At 32.3% G+C, this 21487-nt stretch carries 25 protein-coding genes; 13 read left to right on the forward strand and 12 right to left on the reverse strand.

The window, feature by feature from the left end; all coding sequences use genetic code 11:
- Window positions 1–29 precede the first annotated feature (29 nt).
- The 3 genes from H0I23_RS13660 to H0I23_RS13670 all read left to right on the forward strand — a co-directional run bounded on the left by H0I23_RS13660 (window position 30) and on the right by H0I23_RS13670 (window position 2332).
- On the forward strand, window positions 30–797 hold the full coding sequence (locus H0I23_RS13660) for an enoyl-CoA hydratase/isomerase family protein (RefSeq protein WP_216783852.1): 768 nt from the start codon (window positions 30–32) through the stop codon (window positions 795–797).
- A 265-nt stretch (window positions 798–1062) separates the two neighbouring features.
- The gene (locus H0I23_RS13665; RefSeq protein WP_216783853.1) at window positions 1063–1512 is read left to right on the forward strand and encodes a 6-carboxytetrahydropterin synthase; all 450 of its coding nucleotides are present in this window, start codon (window positions 1063–1065) and stop codon (window positions 1510–1512) included.
- A gap of 46 nt (window positions 1513–1558) precedes the next feature.
- Window positions 1559–2332 carry a UDP-2,3-diacylglucosamine diphosphatase gene (locus tag H0I23_RS13670; protein WP_371736636.1) on the forward strand — a complete coding sequence of 258 codons (774 nt, stop codon included), beginning with the start codon at window positions 1559–1561 and terminating at the stop codon, window positions 2330–2332.
- Between the two features lie 261 nt (window positions 2333–2593).
- Here the strand turns inward: H0I23_RS13670 and H0I23_RS13675 are convergent, their stop codons facing one another.
- The 3 genes from H0I23_RS13675 to H0I23_RS13685 are packed head-to-tail and all read right to left on the reverse strand — an operon-like array spanning window position 2594 to window position 6045.
- A complete protein-coding gene (locus H0I23_RS13675; protein WP_216783854.1) occupies window positions 2594–3847 on the reverse strand; it encodes an MFS transporter in 1254 nt (417 codons plus the stop codon).
- A 60-nt stretch (window positions 3848–3907) separates the two neighbouring features.
- A complete protein-coding gene (recJ, locus tag H0I23_RS13680; RefSeq protein WP_216783855.1) occupies window positions 3908–5596 on the reverse strand; it encodes a single-stranded-DNA-specific exonuclease RecJ in 1689 nt (562 codons plus the stop codon).
- A gap of 20 nt (window positions 5597–5616) precedes the next feature.
- Window positions 5617–6045: an OsmC family protein gene (locus H0I23_RS13685; RefSeq protein ID WP_216783856.1), complete on the reverse strand. Its 429-nt coding sequence runs from the start codon at window positions 6043–6045 to the stop codon at window positions 5617–5619.
- 56 nt (window positions 6046–6101) lie between these two features.
- Here H0I23_RS13685 and H0I23_RS13690 point away from each other — a divergent pair, with 56 nt between their 5' ends.
- Window positions 6102–6704: a carboxymuconolactone decarboxylase family protein gene (locus H0I23_RS13690; protein WP_216783857.1), complete on the forward strand. Its 603-nt coding sequence runs from the start codon at window positions 6102–6104 to the stop codon at window positions 6702–6704.
- A 96-nt stretch (window positions 6705–6800) separates the two neighbouring features.
- On the opposite strand, the gene H0I23_RS13695 is transcribed toward H0I23_RS13690, so the two are convergent.
- From H0I23_RS13695 to H0I23_RS13715, 5 genes are all read right to left on the reverse strand, one after another.
- Window positions 6801–7337: a hypothetical protein gene (locus H0I23_RS13695; RefSeq protein WP_216783858.1), complete on the reverse strand. Its 537-nt coding sequence runs from the start codon at window positions 7335–7337 to the stop codon at window positions 6801–6803.
- Between the two features lie 2 nt (window positions 7338–7339).
- Window positions 7340–7687 carry a HopJ type III effector protein gene (locus H0I23_RS13700; RefSeq protein WP_216783859.1) on the reverse strand — a complete coding sequence of 116 codons (348 nt, stop codon included), beginning with the start codon at window positions 7685–7687 and terminating at the stop codon, window positions 7340–7342.
- A 5-nt stretch (window positions 7688–7692) separates the two neighbouring features.
- Window positions 7693–8364 carry a 16S rRNA (cytidine(1402)-2'-O)-methyltransferase gene (gene rsmI / locus H0I23_RS13705; protein WP_216783860.1) on the reverse strand — a complete coding sequence of 224 codons (672 nt, stop codon included), beginning with the start codon at window positions 8362–8364 and terminating at the stop codon, window positions 7693–7695.
- A 9-nt stretch (window positions 8365–8373) separates the two neighbouring features.
- Window positions 8374–8730 carry a DoxX family protein gene (locus tag H0I23_RS13710; protein WP_216783861.1) on the reverse strand — a complete coding sequence of 119 codons (357 nt, stop codon included), beginning with the start codon at window positions 8728–8730 and terminating at the stop codon, window positions 8374–8376.
- A 65-nt stretch (window positions 8731–8795) separates the two neighbouring features.
- Window positions 8796–9485: a hypothetical protein gene (locus H0I23_RS13715; protein WP_216783862.1), complete on the reverse strand. Its 690-nt coding sequence runs from the start codon at window positions 9483–9485 to the stop codon at window positions 8796–8798.
- Window positions 9486–9651: 166 nt separating this feature from the next.
- Between H0I23_RS13715 and H0I23_RS13720 the strand changes: the two genes are divergently transcribed.
- The 3 genes from H0I23_RS13720 to mscL all read left to right on the forward strand — a co-directional run bounded on the left by H0I23_RS13720 (window position 9652) and on the right by mscL (window position 11887).
- A complete protein-coding gene (locus tag H0I23_RS13720) occupies window positions 9652–10290 on the forward strand; it encodes a thymidine kinase (RefSeq protein WP_216783863.1) in 639 nt (212 codons plus the stop codon).
- The gene (alr, locus tag H0I23_RS13725; protein ID WP_216783864.1) at window positions 10290–11399 is read left to right on the forward strand and encodes an alanine racemase; all 1110 of its coding nucleotides are present in this window, start codon (window positions 10290–10292) and stop codon (window positions 11397–11399) included. The genes H0I23_RS13720 and alr overlap by 1 nt, the downstream gene beginning before the upstream one ends.
- 86 nt (window positions 11400–11485) lie before the next feature.
- Window positions 11486–11887 (forward strand): large-conductance mechanosensitive channel protein MscL, encoded by a 402-nt coding sequence (gene mscL, locus H0I23_RS13730; RefSeq protein ID WP_216783865.1) that lies wholly within the window; start codon window positions 11486–11488, stop codon window positions 11885–11887.
- A 95-nt stretch (window positions 11888–11982) separates the two neighbouring features.
- Here mscL and H0I23_RS13735 read toward each other — a convergent pair whose 3' ends face one another.
- Entirely contained in the window at window positions 11983–12366 is a 384-nt protein-coding gene (locus H0I23_RS13735) for a two-component system response regulator (RefSeq protein WP_216783866.1), read from the reverse strand.
- A gap of 186 nt (window positions 12367–12552) precedes the next feature.
- Between H0I23_RS13735 and H0I23_RS13740 the strand changes: the two genes are divergently transcribed.
- The 6 genes from H0I23_RS13740 (at window position 12553) to H0I23_RS13765 (ending at window position 18440) form a co-directional block, all read left to right on the forward strand.
- The gene (locus H0I23_RS13740; RefSeq protein WP_216786083.1) at window positions 12553–13542 is read left to right on the forward strand and encodes an aspartate-semialdehyde dehydrogenase; all 990 of its coding nucleotides are present in this window, start codon (window positions 12553–12555) and stop codon (window positions 13540–13542) included.
- Window positions 13543–13683: 141 nt separating this feature from the next.
- Entirely contained in the window at window positions 13684–15840 is a 2157-nt protein-coding gene (locus tag H0I23_RS13745) for a prolyl oligopeptidase family protein (RefSeq protein ID WP_216783867.1), read from the forward strand.
- An 84-nt stretch (window positions 15841–15924) separates the two neighbouring features.
- Complete coding sequence (locus H0I23_RS13750) at window positions 15925–16902, forward strand: ABC transporter ATP-binding protein (protein ID WP_216783868.1); 978 nt, start codon at window positions 15925–15927, stop codon at window positions 16900–16902.
- Between the two features lies 1 nt (window position 16903).
- A complete protein-coding gene (gene arfB / locus H0I23_RS13755; RefSeq protein ID WP_216783869.1) occupies window positions 16904–17305 on the forward strand; it encodes an alternative ribosome rescue aminoacyl-tRNA hydrolase ArfB in 402 nt (133 codons plus the stop codon).
- A 77-nt stretch (window positions 17306–17382) separates the two neighbouring features.
- On the forward strand, window positions 17383–17901 hold the full coding sequence (locus H0I23_RS13760; protein ID WP_216783870.1) for a DUF3124 domain-containing protein: 519 nt from the start codon (window positions 17383–17385) through the stop codon (window positions 17899–17901).
- Window positions 17902–17972: 71 nt separating this feature from the next.
- On the forward strand, window positions 17973–18440 hold the full coding sequence (locus H0I23_RS13765; protein ID WP_216783871.1) for an FKBP-type peptidyl-prolyl cis-trans isomerase: 468 nt from the start codon (window positions 17973–17975) through the stop codon (window positions 18438–18440).
- Between the two features lie 29 nt (window positions 18441–18469).
- On the opposite strand, the gene H0I23_RS13770 is transcribed toward H0I23_RS13765, so the two are convergent.
- Genes H0I23_RS13770 through H0I23_RS13780 form a run of 3 tightly spaced genes read right to left on the reverse strand, consistent with a single transcriptional unit; the run spans window position 18470 to window position 21482 of the window.
- Complete coding sequence (locus H0I23_RS13770; protein WP_216783872.1) at window positions 18470–18928, reverse strand: 3-oxoacyl-ACP synthase; 459 nt, start codon at window positions 18926–18928, stop codon at window positions 18470–18472.
- Between the two features lie 5 nt (window positions 18929–18933).
- Complete coding sequence (locus tag H0I23_RS13775; protein ID WP_216783873.1) at window positions 18934–20046, reverse strand: FAD-binding oxidoreductase; 1113 nt, start codon at window positions 20044–20046, stop codon at window positions 18934–18936.
- Window positions 20047–20084: 38 nt separating this feature from the next.
- Window positions 20085–21482 (reverse strand): hypothetical protein, encoded by a 1398-nt coding sequence (locus tag H0I23_RS13780; protein ID WP_216783874.1) that lies wholly within the window; start codon window positions 21480–21482, stop codon window positions 20085–20087.
- Window positions 21483–21487 lie beyond the last annotated feature (5 nt).

Below are 21487 nucleotides of genomic sequence, written 5' to 3' on the forward strand. Positions count from 1 at the left end.
TCTTTACTTTTGATTTAAAATAATACGATATGCCTACTTCACGAGAAAATGGAAGTCTTTATACAAACATTCAAAACAACATTGCAACTATAGAGTTTGGCCATCCAGCAAGTAACTCATTTGTAAGTGAATTGTTAGATCGGCTTGCTAAAGAATTTGATAAAATATCGGAAGATGATACCGTACATGTTATCATTTTAAAATCGGAAGGTGATCGTGCTTTTTGTGCTGGTGCTTCTTTTGATGAATTAGTTGCCGTTTCTACTTTAGAAGAAGGTAAAGTTTTTTTTAATGGTTTTGCAACTGTTATTAATGCCATGCGTACCTGCAAAAAAGTTATTATTGGTCGTATACAAGGCAAAACTGTTGGTGGTGGTGTTGGTTTAGCTGCTGCTTGTGACTATGTATTTGCTACTGAGGCCGCATCTATCAAACTATCTGAACTTACTATAGGTATCGCTCCTTTTGTAATCGCTCCTGCTGTTGCGCGTAAAATTGGTGTTGCTGCAATGTCTGAACTTTCTTTGACCCCAACAGAATGGAAAACAGCGTATTGGGCACAGGAAAAAGGACTTTTTTCTAAAGTTTTTGATGGAGTAAAAGACCTTGATAAAGAATTAGACTTTTTTACGACTAACCTATCTAAATATAACCCTCAAGCCCTTAAAGATTGGAAAAAAATACTTTGGGAAAATACTGACCATTGGGATACTTTACTACCTGAAAGAGCTGCTATTACAGGTAAATTAGCAATGTCTGAATTTACAAAAAATGCATTATCAAAATTTAATAAATAATAATTTTGTAATAGCATCGTTTTATATACTTAGTTTATTTTTATGGAAATTCTTAATTTTTTAAACGGAGATTTAATCTTCCCTATTTTAGCCCTATTTGTAGTGGTTGTTTATTTTGTTAATCGTGTACGCACCAAAAGAAGGTTTAAGAGATAATCTCTATTCTAACAAAAGGCGTTATAAAACCAATGCTTATGTTACTATAAAACAATACTTTTGTAATAGAAATGTAATGATTACTAAGTATTTTTTTTAATAGCGATTTATGAGTAATATCAGAATTACCAAACAATTCAATTTTGAAACCGGTCACGCTCTTTATGGGTATGATGGTAAATGTAGAAATGTACACGGACATAGTTACAAACTTTCTGTAACGGTTATTGGAACCCCAATTACAGATACTACTCATGTAAAATTAGGAATGGTAATCGATTTTGGTGATCTTAAAAAAATTGTAAAAGAAGAAATTGTAGATCAATTTGATCATGCCACAGTTTTTAATAAAAACACCCCACATGTTGAGCTAGCTAAAGAACTTACTGATCGCGGTCATATGGTAATTTTAGCTGACTATCAGCCTACAAGTGAAAATATGGTAATTGATTTTTCTGCTAGAATTAAAAGTAGATTACCCAAAAATATAAAACTTCATTCTTTACGACTTCAAGAAACTGATACTTCTTTTGCTGAGTGGTATGCTAGTGATAATTAAGAACACCTTTAATTGATTAAAAGGCTTTTCCTATATTTATAATAATATGCAAACCATCATAGTACCTGAAGGCAAAAAGGTTTATTTTTCGAGTGATAATCACTTGGGAGCTCCGACTATGAAACATAGTTACCCAAGAGAAAAAAAATTTGTTGCCTGGTTAGACGAGATTAAAACTGACGCTGCTGCTATTTTTTTACTCGGTGATATGTTTGACTTTTGGATGGAATATAAAACTGTAGTACCTAAAGGCTTTACGAGAACACTAGGTAAACTTGCCGAAATTGCAGATGCTGGTATTCCTATATATTATTTTGTGGGTAATCATGATCTTTGGATGAATGGTTATTTTGAAGAAGAACTTGGTATTCCTGTTTTTCATAAACCACAACAGTTTTTAATCAACAATAAATCTTTTTTTATAGGTCATGGTGATGGTCTAGGACCTGGCGATAAAGGATATAAACGAATGAAAAAGGTGTTTACAAATCCTTTTTCGAAATGGTTATTTAGATGGCTACACCCTGATTTAGGAGTACGATTAGCACAATACCTTTCTGTAAAAAATAAACTTATTTCTGGTGATGATGATGCTAAATTTCTCGGAGAAGAAAATGAATGGCTAGTTCAATATTGTAAACGAAAGTTAGAAAAGAATCATTATGATTATTTTGTTTTTGGACATCGCCATTTACCGCTTGATATAAAGCTTAACGAAAAATCGTCTTATATTAATTTAGGAGATTGGATTAACTACTACACATATGGAGATTTTAATGGACAAACATTAAACTTAAAAGAATATAAACCTCAAGTTTAGGCTTTACTTAATTTCCTTTTTTAAGTCTAAAAAACGCAGCACAACAAAGTAATACTTTTCTTACAACAATATCTGCTCACTTCACAACAATTCCTTTAAAAACCTTTAACAACACTATATCTTTACAGTGTTATTATATTAAAGTGTTTATTCCAAATCTTAATTACCTACAAAAAAAATCTTTTTCCCCGAATCTTAATTACCTACAAATGAAAAAGCCCTTAAAGGGCTTTTTTCTATTTTAGAATACTAATTACCACTTTATTCTTCATGGTCTTCCACATCTTTTTGAAGATCTAATTTTCTAAATTTCGGAAAAGCCAACCCTGTTATTCCAACAGTTACAACTGTCATTATACCTCCAAAAACTACTGCTGTTGACGTACCCATTAATTTTGCCGTTACACCACTTTCAAAAGCACCTAATTCGTTAGAAGAGCCAACAAAAATAGAATTTACAGAAGCGACTCTTCCTCTCATGTGATCTGGTGTTTTTAATTGTAAAATAGTTTGGCGAACAACCATTGATATACCATCTAAAGCTCCGCTTAAAAACAAAGCCCCTACCGATAACCAAAAATAGGTAGACAGTCCAAAGACAATCATACACAGTCCAAAACCAAATACGGCAAAAAGTAATTTTTTACCTGCATTTTTATAAATAGGAAAATGTGCTGAAGAAAGCATCATTAATGCTGCCCCAACTGCTGGTGCAGCTCTTAAAATTCCAAAACCTTCTGCCCCAACGTTCAATATATCTTGAGCAAAAACTGATAAAAGTGCAACAGCACCACCAAATAATACGGCAATCATATCTAAAGTTAATGCTCCTAAAATAGCCTTGTTACTAAAAACAAATTTTAGCCCTTCACTTAAACTATCCATTACAGGTTCTCCAATTTTAGGGTTTAAAATAGGTTTTCGTTTAATAAATAAAAGTGCTATTAATGCGATGATAGAAAACACAAATATTAAACACATAGACCAATGTACACCTATATAACTAATAGAAAAGCCTGCCAATGCAGGACCTAAAACAGATGCCATTTGCCATGTTGTACTGCTCCATGTTGCTGCATTAGGATATATTTTTTTTGGTACTATTAAAGCTATTAATGAAAAAATTGTAGGCCCGATAAACGAGCGAACTATGCCTCCTAAAAATACTAAAGCATATATGGTATATAATAAACTCTTAGTTTCCATTGTAGCAACTACCGATGGTAAACTGGTATAGAACAAACCTAAACTGATGACAGAAAAGCCTAAAATACATTTAAAGAGCAGTCCTCTTTTTTCTTTTTGATCTACAATATGGCCAGCAAATAGTGCCATAGAAACTGCAGGGATTACCTCCATTAAACCAATAATCCCCAAGGATAACGGATCTTTAGTTAAGGTATACACCTGCCATTCTATTACAATAAATTGCATGGACCATGCAAAAACCATAGCAAAACGGACTAGTAAAAATATATTGAATTCTTTAAAACGTAATGCTGCGTACGGATCCATAATTAAGAGAAAAAATAAGCTGTAAAGGTAAATAAGTACTCTAATTCATTCTAACAAAAGCTATTTAATATCCTTAAGTTTCAACTGCAAACTGACGGTACCTTGCCATTCATTTTCATCAATATTAAAAACAGCGCTAAAAGGTTTTTTATTTGATACAATACTTAATTTATCACCTAAATTAAAACCAATACCACCTATTGTAGGCGATCCATTTTGAGCAACTGTAAACTTTAAATGTTTACCATCTTCACCAACACCTTTAGCATAACCAGTATCTTTTAAATTATCTGTCATAAAAATAGGCGTCATATTTCCTGGTCCAAAAGGCGCAAATTGATTGATAATGCGCATTAATTTTGGCGTAATATCTTTCAAATCCATTTGCAAATCAATTCCTATTTCAGGAATTAACAATTCAGGATCGATAGTTTCTGAAACTACTTTTTCAAACTGAGCTTTAAAACTGCTATACTGATCTTCTGATAAAGTAAGTCCGGCAGCATATTTATGCCCTCCAAACTGCTCAATAAATTCAGCACACCCCTCTAAGGCGTTGTATACATCAAAACCTTTTACAGAACGTGCTGATGCCGCTAACTTATCGCCACTTTTTGTAAAAACTAATGTAGGTCTGTAATATGTTTCTATTAACCTTGACGCTACAATACCTATTACACCTTTATGCCAAGTATCTTTATAAACAACAGATGTAAAACCTTCTTCTTCTTTGTTTTCAACTATCTGTAACAAAGCTTCCTCGGTAATCTCCTTATCTAACCCTTTTCTATCAGAATTAAATTTTTCGATACCGGCAGCAAACTCTTCTGCCTGTGTTAAATTGGTTTCTGTTAATAGGTTTACAGCATGCTGTCCGTGTTCCATTCTACCTGCCGCATTTATTCGCGGGGCTATAATAAATACAACATCTGTAATGGTTAAAATTGTTTTATTAATCTGGCTTATAATCGCCTTAAAACCTGCACGTGGGTTAGTGTTAATTACTTTTAAGCCATAATAGGCCAACACCCTATTTTCACCCGTAATAGGCACAATATCTGCTCCAATAGCCGTAGCTACTAAATCTAAATAAGGAATTAAATCTTCAATAGTTTCTCCTTGCCTAGAACCCAAAGCTTGTATCAATTTAAAGCCTACCCCACACCCGCAGAGTTCATCATACGGATAATTACAATCGCTTCTCTTAGGATCCAAAATAGCTATAGCGTCTGGCAAGGTATCACCAGGTCTATGGTGGTCGCAAATAATAAAATCTACGCCCTTTTCTTTGGCATAAGCCACTTTATCTACTGCTTTTACCCCGCAATCTAAGGCAATTATTAAAGAGAAGTTATTATCCTCTGCAAAATCAATTCCTTTGTAAGACACGCCATAACCTTCTGCATATCTATCTGGAATATAGGTAGCCACATTGGGATAAAAAGATAATAAATACGAAGACATTAAGGCTACCGCTGTGGTACCATCTACATCATAATCGCCAAAAACTAGAATATTCTCTCCTTCATTAATTGCCGTTTCTATACGCGCTACCGCAATATCCATATCCTTCATCAAGAAAGGATCATGTAAATGCTCTAGCTCTGGTCGAAAAAACAACTTTGCCTCTTCGTAAGTGTTGACACCTCTTTGAACTAATAGCTGAGCTACTAAATCATCAACATTTAAAGCTTTTGCAAGTTCTTTAATTTTTTGCTCTTCGGGTTTGGCTTTTATAGTCCAGCGCATTCAATATTAAGTTCAGTAAACTATTTATTATGAAAAAAAGTTTTAATTTCTACATCTGCAAACTGACGAAACATTTCCATAACACCACAATATTTTTCCACAGATAAATCTACCGCTCTTTGCAGCTTATCTTCTTTTAAATTTGCTCCATGAAAATGGTATTCTACAGCAACTTTATCATAAAATTTTGGGTGCTCATCAGTTAAATTTGCAATCGTTTCAATATGAAACTCTTCTACATCTAACTTCATTTTTTTTATCAAAGCAGCAATGTCTAAACCAGAACAACCAGCTAATGAAGAAAGCATAAGTGCTTTGGGTCTGTACCCATTACCATCGCCACCGTCTTCTCTAGCTATATCTATTTTTAATGAATGACCTGAAGGGTTTGTACTTTCAAAAGTCATGTTATCTAACCACTTTGTTGAAATATGATTTGTAGTGCTCATAATTTTTCGTTTCTTGTTAGTGAAATTGACTTCAAAAATACAAAACAAAAAGCATTATGGCATTAGTACAACCTTTAGATCCGAATCATGATAATGAAACTAAAGAATTAGCAGAATTCTTTAATGAAACACTAGGTTTTTGTCCGAACTCGGTATTAACCATGCAACACAGACCGGCAATTTCTAAAGCTTTTATAAATTTAAATAAAGCTGTAATGGCTAATGAAGGTAGAGTAACATCTGCCTTAAAACGTATGATTGCTTGGGTTAGTAGTAATGTTACTGGCTGCCGTTATTGCCAAGCACATGCCATCAGAGCCGCAGAACGCTACGGAGCAGAGCAAGAGCAATTAGATAATATTTGGGAATACAGAACTCATGCTGCTTTCTCTGAGGCAGAACGTGCTGCATTAGATTTTTCATTGCAAGCATCTCAAGTACCTAATGGTGTTGATGCCGAAATAAAAGAACGTTTATACCAGTATTGGAATGAAGGTGAAATTGTAGAAATGCTAGGAGTTATTTCTCTTTTTGGCTATTTAAATAGGTGGAATGATTCTATGGGAACCACTATAGAAAATGGCGCTGTTGAAAGTGCGGATCAATATTTAGGAAAAACAGGCTGGGAGAAAGGCAAACACGATGGATCGCAGTATTAACTGAGTGAAAATTTTCAGGTAAACATTTTAAAATAGCTAAATAAACAACAAGCCCTGCCTATTTTTCGTGGGGTTTATTTTTTACAGATAAGTTTTTCAAATACTCAATTCCCCATCGTTTGGCACTTCAAATTCTGGGCATGATTTTTTAAGTTTACTATATTCTTCTGAAGTAACATCTAACCAATAATCTTCTCCTAAGAGCTTGAAAAAATATCGTTCATCAATATGTTTTTGGTACATATTATCAACTTTGGTTATGTATGAGCTTTGAATACTATCTGTCACAGTATCTTTAACTTCTATACGATGCGAATTCTCATTTAAATAATGAATGTATAAATTGTCTTTACAGATTAGTAAGTTTTTAGGTTCTCCTGTACCAAGGTCCCAAATTACATTATTTTTTTTCAGGTGTAATCTATATTTAAACGTGTGTATGGTACCGTAATTATGTTTCGTTAGTATACCTATTGAAGTAGTTTCTGTACTTGTTTTTTCGATTGCTACATGTGTTCCGTTAGAAAGTACAATGCTCTTTTTTGAAGTGTGCTCTTCTACTTTTTTATCGCAAGCGGAAAACAATATGAATATGGCAATTACACATCCTAATTTACAAATTAAACTTTTCAATTTTATTTTTTTTCGACTAAAGCTTCCCCCTCAAAAGAAAGACCACCTAAACCAGTTTTCATAAAGTTACGAATGTTTTGGTGTCCTGCTCCCGTTGGATCTTTTAAAACGTCATTAAAATAATATGTACCAAAGCAAGCTAATGTTTCCTCTTTTGTAAAATTCTGCTTTTTTGCTAAAGCAAACAATTTACAAGAACCAGAATTTTCGTCGCTTGCATTGTTCAGTTCTCCATTTTTAAAAGCTGTAGGCGTAAAATCATAATTCGCCTCAATAGTTGCCATTGTTTCAGTAAATTCAACTTGATCTGGAGTATTACGTAGCTTATTTTTAAAATCTTCTATTTTCATCTTTATTATTTTTTTCCTGCTACTACAATTACAATTTCTCCTTTTGGTGGCTTATCTGTATAATGTTTTAATACTTCTTCAGCAGTACCTCTAATCGTTTCTTCGTATAGTTTTGTCAATTCACGAGAAACGGAAACCTGCCTGTCTGCTCCAAAATATTCTACAAAATGACCTAGTGTTTTTGCTAATTTATGCGGCGATTCGTAAAAAATTATGGTTCTAGTTTCTTCTCCTAACAATTTCAACCTTGTTTGACGGCCTTTTTTTACGGGTAAAAAACCTTCAAAAACAAACTTATCATTAGGTAAACCACTATTTACAAGTGCCGGTACAAATGCTGTTGCACCAGGTAAACAATCGACCTCAATATTGTGTTCTACACATGCGCGAGTTAATAAAAACCCAGGGTCAGAAATGGCAGGTGTACCTGCATCTGATATAAGAGCTATAGTTTCGCCTGCAAGAATTCGTTTTACAATAGTATCTACCGTTTTATGCTCGTTATGCATATGGTGGCTTTGCATTTGTGTACCAATCTCTAAATGGTGTAAAAGCTTACCACTAGTTCGAGTATCTTCAGCAAGAATTAAATCTGCTTCTTTTAATACACGGATAGCTCTTAGTGTAATATCTTCTAAATTGCCTATTGGTGTTGGTACGATATAGAGTTTTCCCATTGGGTAAAATTACGGTCTTGCCTTTTTGCCCGCAAAATAAGAAATTATTAATCCGATGAACGCTAATAATGCAAATAAAAACTGCCCGTCATTTGCTGCAATGTGTGCGAAAAAGGCTAATACCACATCAAAGAAAAAACCTGCGTAAGCCCATTCTTTTAATTTTTTTGAGAAATTACCTAAAATAGCAATAAGGCCTAATATTTTAGCAAAAGCTAATGGATAAACAAGATATGTGGGATAACCTAAGCCTTTAAAAGCGCCTTGAATTGCTTCGTTATTAAGAATATACATTTGAATTGAGAACAACATTATTGCGGTTAACAAAACTGTACCAATCCAATATAATACTTTTATAAATTTCATACCAAACACTGATTTATAGTTTTTAAAGACTATAAGTCATCGTTAAACAAATTTACTTACAGAATTTATTTTGCAAATTTTCTTGCAATCAACTCCATAAATCGAGCTTCATATTCTTCCTTTCCTACCCAGTTATTATAATCTGGCTTTACCATATTTGCAATAAAAGAAACGGACCTTTCTTCTGAATCAATAGTACTTAGCTGAGACAAAACTCGGCTGTAATCTTCCATACTATTATCAAACAAGTGTTTTACAAAAGCTAATTTATCATTTAAACCAACTTTTATATCTCTTTGAAAATTATCGTTAATAGACTTTTTTATTTCTTCAGTCGTAATTTTTTCTGCTTCTACAGGCATGAAAATTTCTTTATCATTTTTCATTAATGCAGGCTCTGCCATAAAATCAGCAAACACATCTTCAGCATCAGCCGAAAATGGCATTTCAGAAACCATACCTTTAATAGTATCCATACCTGGTATCGCAATATCTTCTTCGTGAGGGTTACTTTCAGGTACTAATTTACTTTCATTCATAACGGCAGTTGCCAACTCTTCAAACTTTGTAGCAATAGCATTGTTGGTAACATCAATTTCAATATCATTTAACTCTTCATCTATAAATTTTAGAACAGCTAGCTTCTCATATAATTCTTTAGTTGCGGCATACATCTGATTTATATCTGTTAAATCATTAGATGTTATAATATTAGTCGCAATTTTAACTAATTTCTTTTTCAACTGTTTCTTCATCTGTTGCAATTTTTAATTTCTTTTAAATTTAAGAGCAAGACATAATTGAACTATGCTTATAAAATTTTATTCTATCAATTATAAAAGACGGTGATTCTTTTAGTAGCTTTGCTTGTTCGTTTTTATTAAAAACGAAAAACATATTACTTTCGTCTAAAATTACAAAATGTTTCTCGAAAATACAGTTAACCCTAAAGAACAATTTGGCTGGATCGAAGTTATCTGCGGTTCAATGTTTTCTGGTAAGACAGAGGAACTGATAAGAAGACTTAAAAGAGCTCAGTTTGCAAAACAAAAGGTAGAAATTTTTAAACCTCAAGTCGATACGCGTTATCATGACGAGATGGTTGTTTCTCATGATGCCAACGAAATTAGATCTACACCAGTACCTGCAGCTGCAAATATTCGCCTTTTGGCAGATGGTTGCGATGTTGTTGGTATTGACGAAGCTCAATTTTTTGATGATGAAATAGTATCTGTCTGTAATGACCTTGCTAATAAAGGTATTCGTGTGCTTGTTGCTGGTTTAGATATGGATTTTAAAGGAAACCCTTTTGGACCAATGCCTGCTTTAATGGCTACCGCTGAATACGTTACAAAAGTACATGCCATTTGCACTCGCACTGGTAACTTAGCCAATTATAGTTTTCGAAAATCTACCAATGATAAATTGGTGCTTTTAGGCGAAACAGAAGCTTATGAACCTTTAAGTAGAGCTGCTTTTTACAAAGCCATGTTACGTGAAAAAGTTAAAGATATTGATGTTACTGTCGATGAAATAAAAGACGCTAATAAAAAAACCTGATGTCTAAGGCACAACAAACCGTTCTAGAAATAAATTTAAAATCTTTAGAACACAACTATACATATTTACGAAGCAAGCTTAAACCAAGCACCAAATTTATGGGTGTTGTAAAAGCATATGCTTATGGCAGTGATTCTGTAAAACTTTCGCAAAAATTGGTTGCTTTAGGCGCTGAATATTTAGCAGTTGCTTATGCTGAAGAAGGTGTTGTTTTGCGTGATGCAGGTATAAAAGTACCCATACTTGTTTTACATGCACAAACAGTAAGCTTTGACACTATTATTGACAAATGTTTAGAACCTACCATATACTCTGAACGTATTTTAAAAGGCTTTGTAATTGCTGCTAAAAATAAAGGCCAGAAAAATTATCCGATACATTTAAAATTTAATACTGGATTAAACAGATTAGGTTTTGATGAAAGTGACATTACGAGTATCATAGCCCACTTGAACCAAACCGATGCTGTAAAAGTGACTTCTATCTTTTCTCATTTAGCGGCTTCTGAAGATTTAAATGAAAAAGAATTTACAGTAAATCAAATACATAAATTTCAAAAAATAATTACCAAAATTGATAATGCTTTACCTTATGCTACTTTTAAGCATTTGGCAAATACATCTGGTATTTTAAATTACCCAGAAGCACATTTTGATTTAGTCAGAAGTGGAATTGGTATAAATGGGTTTGGAAATGATCAATCAGAAGATCAAAAATTAATTCCGATAGCCACTTTAAAAACAAACATATCGCAAATACACCATCTAGCCGCTAACGAAAGTGTTGGTTATAACAGAGCATATACTTCAAATAAAAAAATTGTGAGCGCGACATTACCTATTGGGCATGCTGATGGTATTGGTAGAATTTATGGGAATGGGAATGGTTTTGTTTCTATAAACGGAAAAACGGCTCATATTATTGGCAATACCTGTATGGATATGATTATGGTTGATGTAACTGATATTGAATGTAATGAAGGAGATGAAGTTATCATTTTTGGGCCAAGCTCGAGTGCTACTAAATTAGCTGAGCAAGCTAGGACTATTTCCTACGAATTAATTACAGGCATTTCTCAGAGGGTAAAGCGCGTATTCGTTGAAAAATAAATATTCTCTTCACATTTATTTAAGAATCTTTTTTTTTAGTAAATTGCGCCAGTAAACAATTAACTAATATTAAAAAACACTAAATCATGTTAAAAGAATTTAAAGAATTTGCCATGAAAGGCAATTTGGTAGATATCGCTGTAGCTTTTGTTATGGGTGCTGCCTTTAACAAAGTTGTTGCTTCTTTCACAGGAGGTATCGTATCACCAATAATTGGATTGATTTTCAATGCAAATTTCAAAGACTTAAAGTACATTATGAAGCCAGGAACTTTAAATGATGCTGGAGAAACAGTAGGTGAAGTAGCTCTTTTATACGGAGATTTCATGACTAATATTATTGACTTTGTAATCGTTGCATTTGTAATGTTTATGGTTGTTAAAGGTGTTAACAATATGAAAAAACCAAAAGAAGAAGCTCCAGCTGCGCCAGCAGGACCAACACAAGAAGAACTTCTTGCTCAGATTAGAGATTTGTTGAAAAAATAACAAAATCATTTACTCTTTAAAAGAGTAATACCGCTGCACTGCAGTTTAACTTTAAACCGTCAATACATTTCGCTAATGTTATTGACGGTTTTTTTTTAAATAAAGGAATTGAAAATTATATCTACATTAACTTTTGATAATGGTTTATCAAAGTAACCACAAACTAAAGCGTGATTTTTTATACGCTCTCTATCTTTTGAATTACCAAAAGCGGAAATTGCATAAATTTTAAGATTGTTCACATTTTTAAATTTTTTTTCAAATTCTTCTAGAAACTCCCAACCATCCATCTCTGGCATCACAAGATCTAAAAGTATAATATCAGGCATACTATCTGGTTGATTAGATAGTATGCTTAAAAAATCTTTGGCATTATCATATGTGCTTATAGAGCAAGAAACATCTGATTGTCCTAATTTATATTGCGTTGCAAATTGCGAGACTAAATCATCATCAATTATGCAAATGTTTAAAGCCATTGTTATTTTTTTTCAAAGTAAAAGGGAAAAGTACAGAATGTTAAGTTAAATCTAAATTCTTTTAGCATTAAAATAAATAATCAATTGTTACAAATAAAACAATTTGTTATATTTTAATTAATACATTAAAACAACCTTGTTCAGTATGCCCTATTAAACTACATTTGTGTTTCTAAATTTTAAATGATGAAAGTAGCAGTTGTAGGTGCAACAGGAATGGTAGGCGAAGTTATGTTAAAAGTATTAGCAGAACGCAATTTTCCTATTACAGAATTATTATTAGTAGCTTCAGAACGCTCTGTAGGTAAAAAGATGACTTACCAAGGAAAAGAAATTACAGTAATAGGCTTAGCAGATGCCGTAGCAGCAAAGCCAAATATTGCCATATTTTCAGCAGGTGGAGATACCTCTGCAGAATGGGCTCCAAAATTTGCAGAAGTAGGTACTACAGTTATCGATAATTCTTCAGCTTGGCGTATGGACCTTACTAAGAAATTAGTGGTTCCTGAAATTAATGCATCTGAATTAACAAAAGAGGATAAAATTATTGCAAACCCAAATTGCTCTACCATACAATTAGTAATGGTACTAGCTCCTTTGCATAAAAAATATAAAATGAAAAGAGTAGTTATTTCTACCTACCAATCTGTTTCTGGTACGGGAGTAAAAGCTGTTCAACAATTAGAAAACGAAATTGCAGGTATTGAAGGCGAAATGGCTTACCCTTACCCAATTGGCAGAAATGCATTACCACATTGTGATGTTTTCTTAGAAAATGGATACACGAAAGAAGAAATGAAACTTGCTCGTGAACCACAAAAAATATTTAACGATAAAACATTTTCTGTTACTGCTACAGCCGTTCGTATACCAACTGCAGGTGGGCATTCAGAATCTGTAAATGTAGAGTTTGAAAATGATTATGATTTATCTGAAGTACGTAAATTATTAAGCGAAACTTCTGGTGTAATTGTACAAGACAACCCTGACACAAATACATACCCTATGCCAATTTATGCGCATGATAAAGATGATGTTTTTGTAGGTCGTATTCGAAGAGACGAAACACAAAGAAATACGTTAAATATGTGGATTGTTGCTGACAATTTAAGAAAAGGTGCCGCTACAAATGCCGTACAAATTGGGGAATATTTAATTAAAAACAACTTAGTATAACCACTTATACTATTACATTTTAAAACGCCTTTATAGAAAACTATGAAGGCGTTTTTATTTACGTTCTTTTTTTGAATTTTAGCATAAAATATTTTACTACATAATCTTTACGTAATTTTAGAACGACTAATTATAAAACTTATGAAAAAAATAACATTAATTGCCCTTGCAACAATTACTTTCGGAAGTTCTCAAACAAATCAAAAAAAAGAAAAAATTATAGTGAATTACCCTACGACACAAAAAGTTAACACTGTTGACACTTATTTTGGAACCGAAGTTAAAGACCCTTTTCGCTGGTTAGAAGATGATAGAAGTAAAGAAACTGAAGATTGGGTAACAGCTCAAAACAAAACCACTTTCGGGTATTTAGATCACATTCCTTATAGAGCTGATTTAAAAAAGAGACTTGAGAAACTATGGAATTATGAAAAACTAGGTTCTCCATTTAAAGAAGGTGATTACACCTATTTTTATAAAAATGATGGTCTTCAAAATCAATATGTAGTTTACAGAAAAAAAGACGATGGTGAAGCAGAGGTATTCTTAGATCCAAACTCTTTTTCTGAAGACGGAACAACTTCATTAGCTAGTTTAAACTTTTCTAAAGATGGTTCTATTGCCGCTTATTCAATTTCTGAAGGTGGTAGCGATTGGAGAAAAGTTATTGTTATGGACGCTGCAAAAAAAGAAATTATCGAAGACACGCTTGTCGATGTAAAATTTAGTGGTATATCTTGGAGAAATAATGATGGATTTTATTACTCAAGCTACGACAAACCAAAAGGTAGTGAGCTTTCAGCAAAAACAGATCAACATAAGTTATATTACCACAAATTAGGTACGTCACAAAAAAATGACGAATTAGTTTATGGAGGTGGTGCTTCAGAAAAACACCGCTACATAAGTGGTTCTGTATCTGAAGATGGTAATTATTTATTTATATACCCTAGAGTTTCTACCTCTGGAAGCAAGCTTTTAATGAGAGATTTAAGAGACCCTAATTCTCTTTTTGTTTCTATTTTAAATCATACAAATACAGACAGTTATATCGTAGAAAATGTTGGTTCAAAATTATTTATAATGACGAACATGAATGCTCCAAACCAAAAAATAGTTACTGTTGACGCATCTAATCCAGCTCCTGAAAATTGGATAGACTTTATTCCTGAAACTGAAAATGTACTATCGATAAATACAGGTGGTGAGTATTTTTTTGCAGAATATATGGTTGACGCTATATCAAAAGTATATCAATATAATTACGAAGGAAAATTAATAAGAGAAGTACAATTACCTGGTATTGGCTCTGCTAGTGGTTTTGGTGGAAAAAAAGAGGATAAAGAATTCTATTTTTCATTTACAAATTATAATACCCCAGGCTCATCATTCAAATACAATGTAGAAACTGGCAAGTATGAACAATATTGGAAACCTAATATTGATTTCAATCCAGCGGATTTTGAATCTAAACAAGTATTTTACACTTCAAAAGATGATACAAAAGTTCCTATGATTATCACTTACAAAAAAGGAATTGAACTAAATGGCAAAAACCCAACCATATTATATGGTTATGGTGGTTTTAATGTAAGCCTAACACCTTCTTTTAGTATTGCAAATGCTATTTGGATGGAGCAAGGTGGTGTTTACGCTGTACCAAACCTTCGTGGTGGTGGAGAATATGGTAAAAAATGGCATGATGCAGGTACTAAAACTCAAAAACAAAATGTTTTTGATGATTTTATAGCTGCTGCTGAATATCTAATAAAAGAAAACTACACCTCGTCTGATTATTTAGCAATAAGAGGTGGCTCTAATGGAGGTTTACTAGTTGGCGCAACAATGACCCAAAGGCCTGAGTTAATGAAAGTAGCCTTGCCTGCGGTTGGTGTTTTAGACATGCTACGTTACCATACGTTTACTGCTGGTGCTGGTTGGGCATATGATTATGGTACTTCTGAAGAAAGTAAAGAAATGTTTGATTATTTAAAAGCATACTCACCCGTACATAATGTAAAAGAAAACACCCAATACCCTGCAACCTTAATAACAACAGGTGACCATGACGATAGAGTTGTACCTGCTCATAGTTTTAAATTTGCCGCTGCATTGCAAGAAAAACAAACAGGAGACAACCCAACACTAATACGTATTGAAACAAATGCAGGCCATGGTGCTGGTACTCCTGTTAGTAAAATTATTGAGCAATATGCTGATATTTTTGGTTTTACGCTATATAATATGGGATTTGATAAACTACCAAACCAAGCTGTATTAAAAGAGTTTGAAGAGTAAAATTTTATATTAAAATTAATACTACATCCCGTATCTTATAAAAACGGATGTAGTATTTTTATTTCAAATTAATGATAAAAATCAATGCTACAAGTTTCAAATCTTTCTTTTTCATATGGTAAGAAAGCTGTTCTTCAAAATATAAAAATAACAGCGGCTAAAGGAGCACATATTTCTATAATTGGCGAAAGTGGCTGTGGTAAAAGCACCTTATTGAAATTAATATATGGTATTCTTCAACCTAATGAAGGAACAATATTTTGGGGTGAGAATCAAATTTTAGGACCTGATTTTAATTTAGTTCCTGGCGAAAAATTCATGAAATATCTTTCGCAAGATTTTGATTTGATGCCATTTATTACCGTTGAAGAAAACGTAAGTCAATTTTTATCTGTTTTTTATCCTGATGAGTTAAATGAAAGAACTCAGGAGCTTTTAGAAATGATTGAAATGACCGATTTCGCAAAAACTAAAGTTCAGTTTTTAAGTGGTGGTCAACAACAAAGAGTTGCTTTAGCAAGAGTACTCGCTCAAAAACCTGAAATTTTATTATTAGATGAGCCTTTTAGTCATATCGATAATTCTAGAAAAAATAGCCTGCGTAGAAATTTATTTAACTATTTAAAAGAAGAAGATATTACATGTATTGTAGCTTCACATGACACCAATGATATTTTAGGTTTTGCTGATGAAATAATTGTAATAAAAGATCATACAATTTTTGCTAAAAACACACCTGAAACCCTTTACAATTTTCCTAAAAATAAATATATTGCCTCTTTATTTGGTGAGGTTAACTTAATACCAATGTCTATTTTAAAGCCATATGCTCACTTAGATAAATCTATTTTAATTTATCCTAATGAGATGCATATTGCAGAAAAAAAAGGACTTAAAGTAACTGTAAAAAGCATTTACTTTAAAGGCGCTCATTATTTAAATGAAGCAGAGCATGTTGATGGCTATCCGATTTTATTTAATTCATCTAAAAAAATGAATATTGGTGCTGTTGTTTTCTTAAATATCGCCTTAGAAACTATAAACAATAGAATAAAAGACTGATTTGAACAAAGAAACCATCGTACAAGAATTACAATTTAAGGCTGTTAAAAGTAGTGGTGCTGGTGGGCAGCATGTAAATAAGGTTTCTACAAAAATTGAACTTGTATTTGATGTTCCTAACTCAAAAGCATTATCTGATGTTGAAAAAGATAAGATATACCTAAAAATTAGCAATAGACTTACTAAGGACAATATTTTGCAATTGCAATGCGACGAAAGTAGAAGTCAGCATAAAAACAAAGATTTAGCAATTAAGCGCTTTTTAGAGCTTATTATAACCGCTTTAAAAGCACCTAAAAAGAGACGAAAAACTAAACCTTCAAAATCTTCAATTGAAAAAAGGTTAAAGTCAAAAAAGAAAGCTGCAGAAAAAAAAGTAAACAGAAGTAAGCCTAGCTGGTAAGCTTTATTCTTTGTTTGTTTTTAAATGAATTATAAATCTAAAGTTTATGTATTTTTATATTTCTAATAGGATATGAAATGAAAAAAATTAGCGTATTTCTTTTACTGAGCTTAATATTTGCTTTTACATCTTGCGATGATAAAAAAGAAATAAGCTCTGTAAGCCCTATTAATTGGGAAAGTAGAACTCTTACAAATAGCTTATCAGATTCTTTAGTTAGTGGCAACACATACTTATCTATCTATTCTCAAATTTATAGCCTGTCTGAGCATCTAACACATGACCTTACCGCAACTGTAAGCATTAGAAATACAAACAGAAAAGATTCTATTTATATTACAAATGCCTCTTATTTTAATACTGAAGGGCATTTAATTAGAAACTACATTAAAAAACCAATCTACTTAAAGCCTTTAGAGACAGTTTCAATTGTTATTGATGAAAAAGATAAAGAGGGCGGAACTGGTGCTAATTTTATTTTTGATTGGAAAATTAAACCGAAAACTCATAAACCTTTTTTTGAAGGAATAATGATTTCTACTTCTGGTCAACAAGGTTTATCTTTTACAACTGAAGGTAAAAATTATGAGAATTAATACTGTGTTAATCCTCATATAACAAAAACTACTATTTGTTTATATTTGTATTTGATTTAAAAAAACGATTTATGAAGAATGCCCTATTGATGGTATTAGCTTTTGTAGTTTTCTCTTCTTGTAGTAATGACAAAAAGAGTGAAAGCATTAGTGTTGATACTCCTGAACAGAACGAAGCAGATATAGTTGCTTATATTGCTGCTAATGATTTAGATGCAATAAGAAGTGAAAGTGGATTATACTATGTAATCGACGAATTAGGAGAGGGTACACAACCTAATGCTAGTTCTGATGTTACTGTTGCTTACAAAGGCTACTTTTTAGATGGTAGTGTTTTCGATCAAAGCGATGCAAGTGGACTTACATTTCCACTTAGTGGAGTTATAGCTGGCTGGACAGAAGGTATTGCTTATTTTAAAGAAGGAGGTAGTGGTATGTTATTAATACCTGCTCAACTAGGTTATGGCACCTCTGGAAGAGGATCTATACCTGGCGGTTCAGTTCTACTTTTTGATATTAACCTTATTGAGGTAAAATAATATAATTAGAAATTCTCTAATCAAGAAGATTAGAGAATTTCTTCAATTTTTATAGCATTACCATTAAAACTTACTGTAGATCCATTTTCTTTTCCTTGTAAAAGTCTTCCAATTGGGGTTTCTTTAGAAATACAATACACCTCCAAACCATCTTTTTTAAATTGGCCAGCAGAAATTGCTACAAAGTAATTTGCCATTGAAGTTTTTACTAAATTACCTGACCCAACAGTATTCGAATGGGTTTCAATATTCACAAGCTTTATAGCTTTCAACATCTTTTCCGCATCTGCTAATTGCGTCCCTGCTTTTTCGATTTCTAATTGCGTCATCGCTCTACCTGTCTCATGCTTATCACCTGCACTACTTTTTGTTTCGCTTAGTAATGCATCATTCAGTTCTTTAATTCCTTTACTAATACGCTCTACTCGATGTATTGCAAAATTTTTACAAAAATCAAACAACTCCTTTTTTATATTTTCTGTATCCATAAAAACTAAAATAAATCTGCTACATCTTTACCAATTGTACTACCTATTGCAATACCCATCCCTCCAAGTCTAACACCACAATATATATGGTTCGAAAGTTGTTTAACAATAGGCTTTTTTTGTTTTCCCATGCCCATTATTCCACTCCATCGGAGTTCAACCTCAAAAAAAACATCTGGCAAAATTACATCTTTTAAAAGTTGTTCTAATTTATTTTGAACAACACTTGTTTCTCCAAAAAAAGTTGTCTCTTCTGTTTTAAAATCTAAATTTCTTCCACCTCCAAAAAGCACCCTATCCTCTATGTTTCTAAAATAATAATAACCTTCATCTAAATGAAAAGTGCCCTTAACTTGTAAGTTTTTAATAGGTTTTGTGATTAAAACTTGAGCACGTGCCGGTTTTATATCTTCTTTTATAAATTCAGATGCAAAACCATTTGTAGTTAATATTAACTTTCTGGTCGCAAACTCAAAATGATTTGTTTTTACAATAACACTATCAGCCTGTTCCGTATACTTTTCTACTGTGATAGAATTTAAAATTGATATTCCTTTTTGCTGCACAATATGCAACAATCTCGATATCATTTTACCAGTATCAATTTGCGATTCAAAACGGTTTGTTATATAATTTTCTTGTGTGTTTTTAAAATTGAATTTATTCGATGTTTTAAAAAATGGCTGATCCTTAAACACTGGCTTTAAAAGAGTATTTACCATATTCAATTTAGTAAGACATGTTTCATACAAAGCCCCTTGTTGATTTGTAAAAACTTCATGACCACCATGATTTTGATAATCAATATAAGAATCGCCTAAATTTTTACGCAACAACTGAATACCATTCCAACGCTGCTGAACTAACTCGACAACTTCTTGCTCAGAATGTGACTCTAAATCTGATAAAACTTCTGAAATGCTTCCAAAACAGGCAAAACCTGCATTTTTTGTGCTCGCCCCTTGAGGTAAAAAGCCTTTTTCTAAAATAAGTATTTTTGCTTTTGGATATTTTTCGCGCAATTGCAAAGCACAATTAAGCCCTACTATACCACTACCAACAATAGTATAGTCAATATTTGACAACCATGTTTTATATTCCCAATAACTTAAATTCATAACACTAATTTACATACAAATTAGTTGTTATAATGTAGCTAATTGATTGTATCAGTTGGTTGCAACCCGAAAAATAATTGTGAGATAATATTTATATCTGAATTAGCACCTATTAATTTACCTTGTAATTTTACTTTATTACCCTCTAACTGCTGTGCATTTACGCGTAGGGTCTCTAATAATTCTGCTATTTTACCTGCTTTAGGTATATTTAAATCTTTTTGCAATAGGTTAAAATTTGTATTCAAACTAAAAAAATAACTTCCTGTTTTCGGTTGTAATGGCAATGATTGTTTAAGTGTTTTAAAGCTTACGTTTTCGGTTGTTTTATTAGCATAAAAAGTATAATACGGAATTGCATTTAAAACTCCATTACCTACTGCACCTTGCTCTTGCAAATACGCATATACACCTGCTTTAGAACCCATGTTTAAATCTATAATTGGAGCTATTTTTTCTTGAGTAGATTTTATTTCTACCTTCTCAAAATTATCATCATACTCATAAGTAACAATAGTATCAATTTGCGTAGTAGTACCCTTAACTGCAACACTAAACACTCCTGTACTTTTTTCTAATAAAGTCGCAACATTTATTCCGTTTTTCTCAAAAAACGAAGCTCCATCCAAAAGGTTAATAACGGCTGTTTGATTTTCTTTATTTTTAAAATTGGCATCTACAAACATTTCAAAAGATGCGCTTGGTACTGTTTGATATATTATTTCAGAATTAAATGCATTTGGTTTATTTGTATTTATAATTCCATCTAAAACTGCCTTACCATCCTTAAAATTTAAAGTCACTTTACTTTCTCCTTCTAAATAAATGATGTGATCTTCACTAGCACCTAAACGTTGTAAATAAGCATTACTTTTATCATCAATAAGCTTATTATTTAGTAGTACATCATCAAAAATAATTTTACAGTTTTCTGTTGATAGTTTTGGACTAATAGCTATCGCTAAATGACTATTATTCCAAGCAAACATCATTTTTCCTTTTTCATCTATTGCTGACTTATATTCTCCATTATTAATTTTAATGTTTTTTTCTGTTAGATATTTTAATGCATAGGCATCAAAGTTTTTAGCATCATCAATTTTAAACGTTGTAAACATGGTGTTACTTACACTTTTCATCGTGTAAAACACAAGAGAATAAGGTTGTAAATTAATGCCTTTTTCTGGTTTGCTAATAGTATCCTTTTCTTTTTCTTCTTTTGGCGATTTTGTGTTTTCCCAATAAAAAGATGGTGATGTTAATGCATCTAAAACTAGTTCTTTTTTAATATCATGTAACCCGATTTTTATAACACTTTCAGCATCAACATGTACTACATTTTGTAGTACTGCTGTTTTTTGATAATAAGAGTAAACAAAATATCCTATCACTACTAAAAGTAGAAGTGATAGGATTATTTTTATAATTTTTAGCATTTGCA

This window comes from Cellulophaga sp. HaHaR_3_176, from assembly GCF_019021925.1.
GTDB lineage: Bacteria > Bacteroidota > Bacteroidia > Flavobacteriales > Flavobacteriaceae > Cellulophaga.